This is a genomic window from Burkholderia sp. SCN-KJ (genome assembly GCF_024656005.1).
Classification (GTDB): domain Bacteria; phylum Pseudomonadota; class Gammaproteobacteria; order Burkholderiales; family Burkholderiaceae; genus Burkholderia.
Genome location: NZ_JANKOG010000010.1, coordinates 250,801 through 262,600, shown reverse-complemented (window position 1 = coordinate 262,600; position 11,800 = coordinate 250,801). Strand labels below are relative to the sequence as shown.

The 11,800-nt window shown below is 68.5% G+C and carries 13 protein-coding genes; 4 read left to right on the top strand and 9 right to left on the bottom strand.

The features are described 5' to 3' along the window. Positions 1-56: 56 nt before the first annotated feature. The 3 genes from NQV17_RS19015 (at position 57) to NQV17_RS19005 (ending at position 2,646) form a co-directional block, all read left to right on the top strand. The gene (locus NQV17_RS19015) at positions 57-707 is read left to right on the top strand and encodes a TetR/AcrR family transcriptional regulator (RefSeq protein WP_044849163.1); all 651 of its coding nucleotides are present in this window, start codon (positions 57-59) and stop codon (positions 705-707) included. Between the two features lie 193 nt (positions 708-900). Continuing rightward, on the top strand, positions 901-1,392 hold the full coding sequence (locus tag NQV17_RS19010) for a flavodoxin family protein (RefSeq protein WP_257773446.1): 492 nt from the start codon (positions 901-903) through the stop codon (positions 1,390-1,392). A 594-nt stretch (positions 1,393-1,986) separates the two neighbouring features. After that, positions 1,987-2,646 carry a ProQ/FinO family protein gene (locus NQV17_RS19005; protein WP_257773470.1) on the top strand — a complete coding sequence of 220 codons (660 nt, stop codon included), beginning with the start codon at positions 1,987-1,989 and terminating at the stop codon, positions 2,644-2,646. Positions 2,647-2,781: 135 nt separating this feature from the next. On the opposite strand, the gene NQV17_RS19000 is transcribed toward NQV17_RS19005, so the two are convergent. After that, the gene (locus NQV17_RS19000) at positions 2,782-2,913 is read right to left on the bottom strand and encodes a hypothetical protein (RefSeq protein ID WP_257773445.1); all 132 of its coding nucleotides are present in this window, start codon (positions 2,911-2,913) and stop codon (positions 2,782-2,784) included. A 517-nt stretch (positions 2,914-3,430) separates the two neighbouring features. Here NQV17_RS19000 and NQV17_RS18995 point away from each other — a divergent pair. Then, positions 3,431-4,492 carry a DMT family transporter gene (locus tag NQV17_RS18995; protein WP_257773444.1) on the top strand — a complete coding sequence of 354 codons (1,062 nt, stop codon included), beginning with the start codon at positions 3,431-3,433 and terminating at the stop codon, positions 4,490-4,492. A 125-nt stretch (positions 4,493-4,617) separates the two neighbouring features. Here the strand turns inward: NQV17_RS18995 and NQV17_RS18990 are convergent, their stop codons facing one another. The 8 genes from NQV17_RS18990 to NQV17_RS18955 all read right to left on the bottom strand — a co-directional run bounded on the left by NQV17_RS18990 (position 4,618) and on the right by NQV17_RS18955 (position 11,710). Next, positions 4,618-4,983: a bleomycin resistance protein gene (locus NQV17_RS18990; RefSeq protein ID WP_257773443.1), complete on the bottom strand. Its 366-nt coding sequence runs from the start codon at positions 4,981-4,983 to the stop codon at positions 4,618-4,620. A 116-nt stretch (positions 4,984-5,099) separates the two neighbouring features. Then, positions 5,100-5,690, bottom strand: a complete 591-nt coding sequence (locus NQV17_RS18985) for a nitrogen fixation protein NifQ (protein ID WP_257773442.1) — start codon at positions 5,688-5,690, stop codon at positions 5,100-5,102. Positions 5,691-5,775: 85 nt separating this feature from the next. After that, entirely contained in the window at positions 5,776-6,201 is a 426-nt protein-coding gene (locus NQV17_RS18980; protein WP_124489331.1) for a molybdopterin-binding protein, read from the bottom strand. Positions 6,202-6,384: 183 nt separating this feature from the next. Beyond that, complete coding sequence (locus NQV17_RS18975; protein ID WP_257773441.1) at positions 6,385-7,884, bottom strand: efflux transporter outer membrane subunit; 1,500 nt, start codon at positions 7,882-7,884, stop codon at positions 6,385-6,387. Then, a complete protein-coding gene (locus tag NQV17_RS18970) occupies positions 7,881-8,834 on the bottom strand; it encodes an HlyD family secretion protein (RefSeq protein WP_257773440.1) in 954 nt (317 codons plus the stop codon). Before NQV17_RS18970 ends, NQV17_RS18975 begins: the two co-directional genes overlap by 4 nt. 2 nt (positions 8,835-8,836) lie before the next feature. After that, a complete protein-coding gene (locus NQV17_RS18965) occupies positions 8,837-9,049 on the bottom strand; it encodes a DUF1656 domain-containing protein (protein ID WP_044849171.1) in 213 nt (70 codons plus the stop codon). 34 nt (positions 9,050-9,083) lie between these two features. Beyond that, complete coding sequence (locus NQV17_RS18960) at positions 9,084-11,234, bottom strand: FUSC family protein (RefSeq protein WP_257773439.1); 2,151 nt, start codon at positions 11,232-11,234, stop codon at positions 9,084-9,086. Continuing rightward, complete coding sequence (locus tag NQV17_RS18955) at positions 11,231-11,710, bottom strand: MarR family winged helix-turn-helix transcriptional regulator (protein WP_257773438.1); 480 nt, start codon at positions 11,708-11,710, stop codon at positions 11,231-11,233. The genes NQV17_RS18960 and NQV17_RS18955 overlap by 4 nt, the downstream gene beginning before the upstream one ends. Positions 11,711-11,800: the final 90 nt, after the last annotated feature.

Here is an 11,800-nt window from a genome sequence, read left to right as displayed (position 1 = left end):
CGAGCAGTGTAGTTAATCCCTGGGAAAAGTAAACTCAGCGGTGTAAAATTTTTTGTATGGATACGAGCACTTCTCCCCAGCGCCTGACCGACCGAAAGCGTGCGGCAATACTCGCCGCGGCGATCGAGGAATTTCTCGCGGCCGGCTATGACGCAACCAGCATGGATCGCATTGCCGCGCGCGCCGACGTGTCGAAGCGCACCGTCTACAACCATTTCCCGGGCAAGGAGGCATTGTTCGCGGCGATCCTGCATCAGCTGTGGGACGCGACGCTTACCGCCGGCGCGCCGGCTTACTGCGCCGACGTGCCGTTGCGCGATCAACTGCTCGCGCTGCTGGGCCGCAAATTGCGCTTGCTGAACGACGAAGCGTTTCTCGCACTCGCACGCGTCGCAATCGGTGCGGCCATCCACTCGCCGGAACGCGCGCGCGACATGGTCGAACGCATGGGCGAGCGCGAAGAAGACGTGACGGTCTGGATTCGCGCGGCCGCAGCGGCCGGCCGGCTTACGGTGACCGATCCGGTATTCGCTGCGCATCAGTTGCACGGAATCGTGAAAGCGTTCGCGTTCTGGCCGCAGGTGACGATGGGTCAGCCACCGCTCGGTGTGCGGGAGCAGGAGAAGGTCGCGGAAACTGCCGCCGACATGTTTCTTGCGTACTACGCGCGTGCGGACCGCGCTGGTGCGAGTGCCGGGCAGGACTGACCGCACATCGTGTGAAGCGCGGAGTGGAACAGGCGCGTCGATATACTCGATGTGCGCTGCTTCTGCCGCCTCGAAGAATGTGCCATTCGACAACGGAAGAACGCAGGCCCGGGCACACACGTCGACCTAGCCCGTTTGAGCCGTACCGATGTGTGCGGCGGGCGCATTTGAAACCGAACGCGAGCGAACCCCGATGAAGACGCTGTTGATCGTCTATCACACGATGACCGGAGGCACGCAGCAGATGGCCGAGGCGGCCGCAGATGCCGCGCGCCAGCAACCCGGCGTCGACGTCAGGTTGCAGCGTGCGGATGCGACGAGCGCGGATGACGTGCTCGCCGCCGACGCCTACCTCTTCGCGACGCCGGAAAATCTCGCCGCGATGTCCGGGCTGATGAAGGATTTCTTCGATCGCTGTTACTACCCGGCACTCGATCGGGTGAACGGCCGTCCGTATGCGGCGATGATCTGCGCAGGCAGCGACGGACAGAACGCGCTGCGCCAGATCGACCGGATCGCGACCGGATGGCGGCTCAGGAATGTGGCGCCGGGCCTGATCGTCTGCACCCATGCGCAGACACCGGAGCGCATCCTCGCGCGGAAGACGATCGGCAGCGACGATCTCGCGCGCTGCGCGGAGATCGGCGCGGGTCTTGCCGCAGGGCTTGCTCTCGGCGTGTTCTGATTGGCGACGATCGAGCCGGCCGCCGCGGAGCCGCAACTGCGCGCAACGACCGGAGCGCGACGCCTCGTGTACCGCGTTCGATGGCCGCGAGGACTGGCGATGCGCACGATTCGCGGGACACCGCTCCTGCGAACCACATTGCCGCCGTTCGCGGCAGCGACACCCAGCGACACCAACAGCTTGTCGATACCCCGGTCAGCCTTTGCCGATACTGGCGGCCGATGATGTTCGGTCGCGGGCTTTTCACGTGAAGCGCACTGAAGCGAGACAGTGCAGAAAGCGACACTACGTAACGCGTGTGTCGATACCTGTCGAAAACACCGCCATAATGCGCGTCACGACTGCGCGGACGCCTTGCCTGCCGCCCGGATCCGTCAAATCCGAACCGGTGAGTCAACCGACTGCCGCGCGTACCGGTATACTTCCACTCCTGCCTTTGTCCGGCATCGTGGCCGGGTGCCTGAAACAGTGGTGGTGGCGATGCGGCCCCGCAATGATCCGCATCGGTGCAGACGAGCCGCAGGCGATGCGGCGAACGCCGATGTGCGGAATGGCCGCACGAACCACACCTTATATTCCTGGTGGATTGAATTTATGGGTTTTGAACAACTTGCCGAATTGCGGGCGCAGCTCGCAGCCAAGGCCAAGCAGGAGCGCAACGCGAAGCGACCGGCTACGCAACCGGACGCAGGCGCGAAGCCGAAGTCCGGCGACCGGCCCGCTCGTGGGGCCAAATCGGGTGCCGGGGCCAAAGCGCCGTCCGGCGCGAAGCCCGCTTCGGCGAAGCCGTCGACGCCGGTCGATCCGGTCATCGTCGCGATCGGCAAACTGCAGCGCCGGTTCCCGCGCGCGTTCCCGAAGAATCCGGCTCCCAAGGTGCCGCTGAAGGTCGGTATCTGGGACGATCTCGCCCGCGAGGCGCAAGCCGTCGGCCTGAGCGAGGCCGAGCTGCGCGAGGCAATGTCCACGTGGTGCCGCGGCAATCGTTACTGGTCGTGTCTCGTCGAAGACGCGGTGCGGGTCGATCTGCAAGGTAACGAAGCCGGGCGCGTGACGCATGACGACGCGGCGCGTGCGCGCCGGCTGAAGTCGCGTCGTCCGGGCAACAAGGGCGGCGCACAAGCAGCGAAGGGTGCACCGCAGCAGCCGAAGGCGGAGGCACAGGCCGACGCCGCCGCGCCGCAGCCGGCAGCCGTGGAAGCACCGGCCGACGCAGCACCGCAGGCCGAGCAGCAAACGGCCGCGAGCGAGTAGCACGCGATGCGTCGCCGCGCGATATGCGCGGTGACGGCCGGCCTTCACCGCGTATATCGCGCATCACAGACGGACCGACCTGTCCTTGTCCGGGCGGGTCGGGACTGCCTCCGCTGGCCGCACGGCCAGTCAGTCTCACCGATCAGCATCGAACTGCCAATCGAACCGACGACGAAAGCGCGTCGGCGGACGCTGCTTGCGCAACGTGTCGCTCGCGTCGAGCGCGCGCGGCGACCAGGCATCGGGGGATGCGTCGGCGCGCATCATGAATGCACGGTGCCGTCCCATCCGGAGAACGCCCGCGAAGGCGGGCCCTGCGTGACTGTGTATCCACGCTTGCGCGCAGATGGTCGACGCGTGCGCGATCGAGCGAGTGACCAACGCAGATCCGCTTGCGTTCAATCACGATAATTCGTTTTCCTAATGTAATCGGATCGGAGATGAAACCCGGATTCGCACCCACGCGAATGTGTCCCACGTGAACTGTTGTCAGGCGTGAAGTGCGGCCGTATTCGAGAGACGGACGTTGAGATGTCCGGATGCGCCGCTATGGCCGCCCGCTCGTCAGTTGGCGACCCGTAACACAAACGCGATAATCTCCCCGGCACGAATCGTCGGGCCGGCCTGCATTGCCGACTGCGCATGACGCGACAGCTACCTGAAAGCCTGCGCAATTCGTCCGACATTCCCCGACATTGAAAGGCACCGGCAAACCGCAAGCGCCACCGCATCGCACGCAACCTGCCGATTCCGTACGCCCAACGCCCAACGCCAAGACCGCATCATGAACCCGAGACATTCCGCGATTCTCGTCGCGCTCACCGCCGCCGCGCTGTTCGGCGCCGCGACGCCGCTCGCCAAGGCACTGATCGGCGCGATGTCGCCGTTCATGGTCGCGGGCCTGTTCTATCTCGGCAGCGGGATCGGCCTGGGCGTCGGGATCCTGCTGCGCGGGTTGCGCCGCCGCCGCGCGCCGGCCGAGGACGCAGCGCCGCTGCAGCGCGCGGACCTGCCGTGGCTCGCCGGCGCGATCGCGGCCGGCGGCGTCGCGGGTCCGGCGCTGCTGATGCTCGGGCTGTCGAGCACGCCGGCCGCAACGAGTGCGCTGCTGCTCAATCTCGAAGGCGTGCTGACGGCGGTCATCGCGTGGGTCGTGTTTCGCGAGAACGTGGATCTCCAGGTGTTTCTCGGCATGGTTGCGATCGTCGCGGGGGGCACGCTGCTGTCGTGGGTGCCGGGGCGCGCGGGCGTGCCGGTCGGCGCGCTGCTGATTGCCGGCGCATGCCTGTGCTGGGCGATCGACAACAACCTGACCCGCAAGGTCGCCGCGAACGATGCGATGGTCATCGCGTGCGTGAAAGGCCTGGTCGCCGGGCCCGTGAACATCGGCATCGCGCTCGCGACGGGTGCGTCGCTGCCCGCCGTTCCGGCCGCGGCCGCCGCGATGCTGACCGGCCTCGGCGGCTACGGGATCAGCCTCGTGTTGTTCGTCGTCGCGCTGCGCCATCTCGGCAGTGCACGCACGGGCGCGTATTTTTCGGTGGCGCCGCTGTTCGGCGTCGTGCTGTCGTTGCTGATCTGGCCGGCGCTGCCGTCGGTCACGTTCTGGATCGCGGCCGCGCTGATGGCGCTCGGCATCTGGCTGCACGTGCGCGAACGGCACGAACACGAGCATGCGCATGAGCGGCTCGAGCATACGCACCGGCATCGGCACGACGAACATCATCAGCACGCGCACGACTTTCCGTACGACGGCAATGAGCCGCACACGCATCCGCACGTGCATCTGCCGATCACGCACAGTCACGCGCATTTCCCGGACATTCACCACCGCCATCGACACTGATCGCGCGGCACGGGCGCACGACCCGCGCTGTGTGTCACGCGCATCGCAAGGTAACCGTTTATGGGGCCGTCGCTCGTGTCCGCTGCACGGCTTCGGCGTCGATCGACGGGGCGAACCGTGGCGAGTCAGTCGTTCGTCTGAATCAACCGGATCAACGACCCGTCCGGGTCGATCAGCGCGCCGACGGTGCCGCCCCATGCCTCGCGTTTCGGCCGATGCACGCGCGGCCAGCCGGTCGTTTGCTCGGGAATGCCGGCGGCGAGCACTGCGTCGAAAAACGCACCGACGTCGGCGAGCCGGAAGCAGCGGCTGAACCAGCTCGTGGCCGGATCGAGACCGGGATGCAAAAAGAATTCCAGCAGCAGGTCGCCGCGCCGCAGGATCATCCAGCCGTCGTCGCGCCAGGTTTCGACGAAGCCGAGCTTCGCGTAGAACAGCGACGTAACTTCGAAATCGCGCGACGGCAGATTGGGACTCGCAAAGTCGGTCAAGGCGGTTCCTCCAGTGGGCGCAGCGATCGAACGAACGCGCGGGAAAACGTGCGGACGGATGTCGCGCATGAACGGTCGAACGATGCGCACCGGCAAGCCGCGGGCCGCCGCCGCGACTATCGTCCCGCGGGAAAGCAGAATCCGAAATCCTCGCAGCCCGGGCATCCGGGGGCGGCCCCGGGCGGAAGGCCGAGCGATGCGGCCGCTTCCTGCGCGAGGAATTTCTTCCAGCGCAGGTTCGCGACATTGCGTGCGGCGAGCGCGGGGAAATAGCGGTCGAGCAGCGCGGACACCGCGGCGCGTCCGTCGAGGCCGAGATCGCGCCACAGGTGATCGGGGCGCAGGCACGCGTGCGCGATGATGGTCGCGACGCAGTCGGCATCGTCGCGTGCGACGGCGCAATGCGCATCCTGCATCAACCGCGCGTGCAGTGTCGCGACGAACTGCGCGTGCGCGGTCGGCAGCGGCGCGATGGCGGCCGCCGACACGAGCGCGGCGGCATCGTCCGAACCCAGGTGCGGAAACTGGCGGGCAAGCAGGCCGCTCAACCGCGCGGGAGACAGACCGAGCAGCGCGAGCTCGTTGCGGCATGCGCGTGCCGCAACGAGGGTGCCGAACAGACGTGCATCCGGAGAATCGGCGTTGCCCGCCCCGGCCAGCAGCGATTGCAATACGCGCTCATGCGCGTGCTCGGGCATGGACGTCATCGTGTGCGCCCGCGCGCCGGTCGAGCGTCGCACGCCGCTTGCGGGCGCGGCGCACGACGGATCGTCGGTGCGGTAGACCGGGCGTTCACTCGACCCCGACGATCACGCTCGACGCCTTGAAGATGGCGGACGCGGCCTTGCCGCTCGCGAGGCCGAGACGATCGACGCTGTCGTTGGTGACGATCGCGACGATCTCGGCGCCGCCCGCCGCCTTGATCACGACTTCCGAATTGACCGCGCCTTTCGCGATCGACGACACGGTGCCCGAGACGCAGTTGCGGGCCGACACCTTGCTGCTGTCGACGTCGACCATCACGATCACCGACGATGCCTTGACGAGCGCAAACGCCTTCGTGCCGGCCGCGAGGCCCAGCGATGCGACGCTGCCATGCGTGATCACCGCGACGATGTCGAGGCCGTCCTGGGTACGCAGCGTGATTTCGTCGTTGACCGCACCGGGCTTGACGGCGCCGATCTGGCCGGCGAATTGATTACGGGCGCTGGTTCGCATGATGACTCTCCGGGAAATGGGTGGCCCGACGGGCGGCCGGCGAATGACGGAAACTGCGGACGAGTTTACCGGCAATGCAGGCGACGCGCGACGTCGGCATCGACATACCGGACATGCGAAACCGCGCACGATGGCGCGGGACGGCAGACGTGTCGTGCACGCCGGCTGCGGCCCCGCGCGCGCTTACTTTGCGGCGACCGGCGCAGCAGCCGGCGTACCGGCCGCCGAAGTTTGCTGCGCCGCAGCGGGCGCAGCATCGCCTTCCCATCCGCCGCCGAGCGCGAGGAACAGCTTGACCTGGTCGGCGGCGACCTGGCCCTCGGCCGCGGCGACCTGCGCGCGCACGCTCGTCAGCGTGCGCGTCGCATCGAGGTCGGAGATGAACGACTCGCGGCCGGCCGTATAAAGCCGGTGCGTTTCGTCAGCGGAACTGCGCGCCGATTCGTAGGCCGTGCGCAGCGCATCGGTGCGCTGCACGTCGGCAGCATAGGTCGCGAGGCTCGACTGCGTTTCGCGCAGCGCGTTCAGCACGACGCCGTCGAAATGCGCGAGCGCGCCACCGGTCGCGGCTTCAGCCTCGCGCACGCGCGCGCGCTGGCCGTTGACCGGGAACGACCAGCTGATCAGTGGTCCGAACGACCAGCGATTGGTGGTGGACGAGAACAGGTCGGCAGCGACGCCGACCGAGCCGGCCGACGCGCCGATGCTGACCGACGGATACAGCGCGGCCGTCGCGACGCCGATCCGCGCGGTCGCGGCGGCCAGCTGACGCTCGGCTTCGCGCACGTCGGGGCGGCGGCGCAGCAGCGCGGCGCCGTCGCCGATCGGAATCGGCTGGCGCAGCTTCGGCAGCCGCTCGCATTCGGCGACCGCCTTCGGCAGGTCAGCGGGCGAACGCGCGAGCAGCGCGGCGAGCTGGTACTGCGCGATCTTGCGGCGGCCTTCGAAACGCGGGATGTCGGCCGCGAGCGTGCGCACCTGCGTGACGCCGCGCGTGACGTCGGTCTGGTTGCCGCGCCCCGCGTCGCGCAGCCGCTGCGACAGCTTCACGCGCTGCTGCTGCAGCGCGAGCGACTGCTTCGCGATCGCGAGCTCGTCGCCGGCGGAGCACGACTCGGCGTATGCACGCACGACGTCCGCGACGACCGTGATGCGCGCGAGGTCGGCGGCCGCCTGCACGGCTTCGCTGTCCGCGCGCGCGGCCTCGACGCCGCGCCGCAGCTTGCCGAACAGGTCGAGCTCGTACGACACGCTGATGCCGACCGCGCCCTCGTTCACGACCGGCAGCTTGTTTTCGAGCAGATACTGTTCGGCCGATTCCTGCGCGCGCTGCACGGCGGCTTCCGCTCGGCCGGAGAAGCCGCCCTGTTCGTTCGCGACTTCCAGCGCCGCGCGCGAACGCGCAAGGTTGGCCGCGGCGACGCGCAGGTCGGTGTTCGATTTCAGCGCGCTGCGCACGAGTTCGTCGAGCACGCGGTCGTCGTACAGCTGCCACCAGTTGCCGGGCACCGCGTCGCGCGACACGAGCGTGCCGTTCGCGTCGTCGAGCGCATGGTTCGCGAGCGGCGCATTCACGTACGCCTGCTGCGGCAGCTTGTAGTCGGGGCCGACGGATTTGCACGCGCCGAGTGCGAGCGCGAGCGGCGCGAGTGCCGCCGCGAGGCGCAGGCCGTGCCGCTTCATTGCGAGGCTCCCGTCGCGCTGACGGCCGCGGGTGCGGATGCCGCGGAGGCGCCGGCGGTCGGCCTGGCGCTAGCGTCGCGGCGCGTGTCGGTGCGCATCGCGACGGTCGCCGTGCGCCCTGCGATCATCCGGAAGTCGTCGGGCACCTCGTCGAGCACGACGCGCACCGGCACGCGCTGCGCGAGCCGCACCCAGCTGAATGCCGGGTTCACGTTCGGCAGCAGGTTCGCGCCCTGCGTGCGGTCGCGATCCTCGATCGCGGCGACGATGCTCTGCACGTGGCCGCGCAGCGGCCGCGGCTCGCCCATCACGACGATGTCGACCGGCTGGCCGATGTGGATGCCGCGCAGCTTGGTTTCCTCGAAGTAGCCGTCGACGCGGAACGAATTGCGGTCGACGACCGACAGCACCGCGCGGCCGGCCGGCACGTATTCGCCGACGCGCGGCGCACGATCGTTCAGGTAGCCGTCGACGGGACTCACGATCGTCGTGCGCTGCAGGTTCAGCTTCGCGGTGTCGAGCGACACCTGCGCGTCGGCGACGGCGGCTTCGCCCTGCTCGACGCGCGTGCGGCTTTCCTCGACCTGTTCGCCGGCGACCAGGTTGCCGAGCTGCTGGTTGCGCGCATATTCGCGCTTCGCCTGGGCGAGGGTCGCGCGGCGCTGCGCGAGCGTCGCTTCGGCCAGCCGTTGCGCGAGCGCGTAGCGGGCCTGGTCGATCACGAACAGCATCTGGCCGCGTTTCACCTCCTGGTTGTCGGCGACCTGCACCGCGGTGATGAGCCCCGCCACGTCGGGTGCGACCTGGATCACGTCGGCGCGCACGTGGCCGTCGCGTGTCCACGGCGAGAACATGTAGTAGTTGATGATCCGCCACAGCACGAGGGCGGCCACGACGACGACGATCAGGGTGAGCAGGATCTGCCCTGCCGAGAGCCAGGTTTTTTTCACGGTTAGCTAGCCACGAGATGGTGAGACACGATGACGACCGCGGCAAGCACGAACACGTAGATGCCGAGGTCGAAGATCGAACGGTGCCAGACGAGGCGGTAAAAGCCGACGCGTTCGAGCAGCGCGCGCACGACGATGTTGATCAGGTAGGCGATCAGCATCAGCACGAGCGGAGCCGGCACGAATACGCCGAAGATGTCGATTTCGCCGATCATGGTCGCGGTCGGAAAGACAGGTTGGAAAGCGGGATCATGCGCGTGCTCCGTCCGGTGCGGCTTGGGGCGGCTGCGCGGATGCGGCCGGGTACAGCGACAGGCGCAGGCCGACGAGCGCGTGCAGCGTATCGCGCAACCGGCGGTGCGTCGCGGGCGTGACCGGCGCCGCGGGCGCGCCGGGCGTCGTGCCGCCGTCCGCCGGCGCGGCGGAAGTGCCGGGCAAGTTGCGCCCGGCCACGCGCTGCAGCGCGTCGTCGATCGATGCGAGCAGCGCGGGCGGTGCCGGCTGGCGCGCATTCGCGGCCGCGCAGCGCGTGTAGTGATCGTTGACGCCGGCGAGCACGCGGTCGATCGCATCGGGCACGTCCCCCGTCAGTTTGCGGCGCGAGCGGCGCAGGTCGAGCGCGTTCAGCGCGATGCGCAGGTCGCGGAAGCTCTCGATCGACGGATGGCGGTGGTCGTCCGACGCGCCGAGGCGCGGTAGCAACTGCGTGACGCGATCGAGCATGCGCGACGCATGGTTGCGCTGGTCGTCGAGCGGCTGCGTCGACGCGGAGCGCGCGACGTCCTCCCAGCCCGAGCGCAGCAGGCGCCGCACCGCGAGCTCCGCGCCGAACGGCCGCGTCGCGCGCGTCCATACGTACGCGAACAGCAGCCCGGCGACACCCGCGAGATTACTGTTCAGGAATACGAAGAAGTCGGCGTCGTATGCGCTCTGGATGCTGATGAAGGTGGCGGTGTTCACCGCGACGAGCATCGTCACCATGTTGAATTGCGGGCGCGGCAGCAGCGTTCCGATCAGGATGAACGGCCCCGCGAACATCAGCACGAGCATCGGGAAGTCGTGCACGTGCGGCAGCACGACGAACAGGTACAGCCCGGCGAACACGACGCTCGCGGCCGTCGACAGGAAGAACTTGAACACCAGCGGCGCCGGTTCGTCGAGCGCGGCGAAGAAGCTGCACGACACGGCCACGAGCGTGACGGCCGCGGCACCGTCGTGCCAGCCGGACGAGATCCACAGTGAGCACGCGAACACGATCGCGAGCACGACGGTCAGCGTCGAGAACAGCATCATCCCGCGATCGAAGAAGCGTTCGGTGCCGCCGAGCCGCCAGTGCCGGTAGCGCGGCTGCCAGACGCCCGACTCGTTCGCGATCAGCGCGCGCAGCGAACGGCAGTCCTGCCAGATGTCGATGACCTGGCGCAGCCGCCACAGCGCGTTCGACAGCAGCGCGCCGTCCCAGCTCGTCAGCGCACCGTCGGCCGGCTGCAGCGCGGCGATGCGCTCGCGCAGGTCGTCCGCGACCGGGTCGTGGGCCATGTCGCCGTCGTTGCCGGCCTTCACGGCCGGCAACGGCGCGTCGAACCACTTCGCTGCGTCGGCGAGCAGCGCGTCGAGCGCCGGCGGGCGCACGTGCAGGTCGCGCATCAGCGCGATCAGCGGATCGGCGAGCGACGACATCAGCGGCAGGAACAGCTGCATCCGGCCGGCGAGCGCCTGCGCGCGGGCGAGCACGCGCGGGTGCGCATGGTCGTAGCTCAGCTGGCTCAGCAGGAATTCGAGGCCGGTGATGGTCGCGGCGAGGCGTTGCCGGCACGCGGACAGCGCCTTGCCCGCGATATGCCCGGACAACGTCTCGCGGCCGTAGAACGCGGCGTCCTTGAACCATGCGTCGGTGCGCTCGATCAGCGTCGGCGCGAGCCGGTTCGGGAACACGGCGCTGCCGACCACGCTCGCGCACACGATGCCGAGCACGATTTCCTCGGTCCGCGCGATCGCGACGTCGAAGATCGTCGACGGATCGGTCACCGTCGGCAGCGCGACCAGCGGCATAGTGTAGCCGGCGAGCATGAACACGTAGCTGCGCGCGGTGCGGTCGGAGATCGCGAGATAGAGCAGCGTGCCGCACCATGTCGCGACGATGATGCTGAACAGGAACGGTGTCTCGACGAACGGCGGCACGAACAGGATCGCGGCGGCCGCGCCGAGCGCGGTGCCGAGCGCGCGGTACAGCGCCTTCGAGCGCGTCGCGCCGACGAACGGGTTCGACACGATGTAGACGCTCGCCATCGCCCAGTAAGGGCGCGGCAGCTGGAAATACAGGCCGAGGTACAGCGCCAGCATCGACGCGGCGAACGTCTTGCCCGAGAACAGCCAGTCGCGAAGGCTCGGATAGGTCATGACGCGGAATCGGCGGGGTGGGACGGACGCGACGCCGGATGCTGCGCATCGGCCGCGTTGAACGCGTTCAGCACGCGCAGCGTGGCTTCGAGATCGGCGCGCGTGACGCCCTTGAGCACCTGGGCGCGCAACACGCGCAGGTCTTCTTCCATCTTCGCGGTGACCGCGCGGCCGGCGGCCGTCAGCGAGATCGTCTTCGCGCGGCGGTCGTGCGGATCCTCGTCGCGGCGTGCGAGGCCGGCCGCGCACAGCTGGTCGAGCAGGCGCACGAGCGACGGCCCCTCGATGCCGACGTGTTCGGCGAGCGCACCCTGGCGCACGCCTTCGCCGAGGCGGCCGGCGATCAGCAGCGGCGCCGCGCAGGCTTCGGATACGTTGTACGCGGTCAGCACGGCGTCGCTCGTGCGGCGCCACTTGCGCGCGGTGAGCACCAGCAGGCTGCTGACGGCGAGGCGGAGGTCGTGCAGATTGGTCATGGGCGAGATGATAGGAGCAAAAACATTCGATAGCAAACTATCGGTTTTGTCACCCGGGTGTCATGCCGCATGCCGGGGGCGCCGACCTGC

What these genes read in the sequence shown, in the direction of transcription:
- NQV17_RS19015 (WP_044849163.1), top strand. Translation starts at nt 57, where the DNA reads ATGGATACGAGCACTTCTCCCCAGCGCCTGACCGACCGAAAGCGTGCG.
- NQV17_RS19010 (WP_257773446.1), top strand. Translation starts at nt 901, where the DNA reads ATGAAGACGCTGTTGATCGTCTATCACACGATGACCGGAGGCACGCAG.
- NQV17_RS19005 (WP_257773470.1), top strand. Translation starts at nt 1,987, where the DNA reads ATGGGTTTTGAACAACTTGCCGAATTGCGGGCGCAGCTCGCAGCCAAG.
- NQV17_RS19000 (WP_257773445.1), bottom strand. Translation starts at nt 2,913, where the DNA reads ATGATGCGCGCCGACGCATCCCCCGATGCCTGGTCGCCGCGCGCGCTC.
- NQV17_RS18995 (WP_257773444.1), top strand. Translation starts at nt 3,431, where the DNA reads ATGAACCCGAGACATTCCGCGATTCTCGTCGCGCTCACCGCCGCCGCG.
- NQV17_RS18985 (WP_257773442.1), bottom strand. Translation starts at nt 5,690, where the DNA reads ATGACGTCCATGCCCGAGCACGCGCATGAGCGCGTATTGCAATCGCTG.
- NQV17_RS18980 (WP_124489331.1), bottom strand. Translation starts at nt 6,201, where the DNA reads ATGCGAACCAGCGCCCGTAATCAATTCGCCGGCCAGATCGGCGCCGTC.
- NQV17_RS18975 (WP_257773441.1), bottom strand. Translation starts at nt 7,884, where the DNA reads ATGAAGCGGCACGGCCTGCGCCTCGCGGCGGCACTCGCGCCGCTCGCG.
- NQV17_RS18965 (WP_044849171.1), bottom strand. Translation starts at nt 9,049, where the DNA reads ATGATCGGCGAAATCGACATCTTCGGCGTATTCGTGCCGGCTCCGCTC.
- NQV17_RS18960 (WP_257773439.1), bottom strand. Translation starts at nt 11,234, where the DNA reads ATGACCTATCCGAGCCTTCGCGACTGGCTGTTCTCGGGCAAGACGTTC.
- NQV17_RS18955 (WP_257773438.1), bottom strand. Translation starts at nt 11,710, where the DNA reads ATGACCAATCTGCACGACCTCCGCCTCGCCGTCAGCAGCCTGCTGGTG.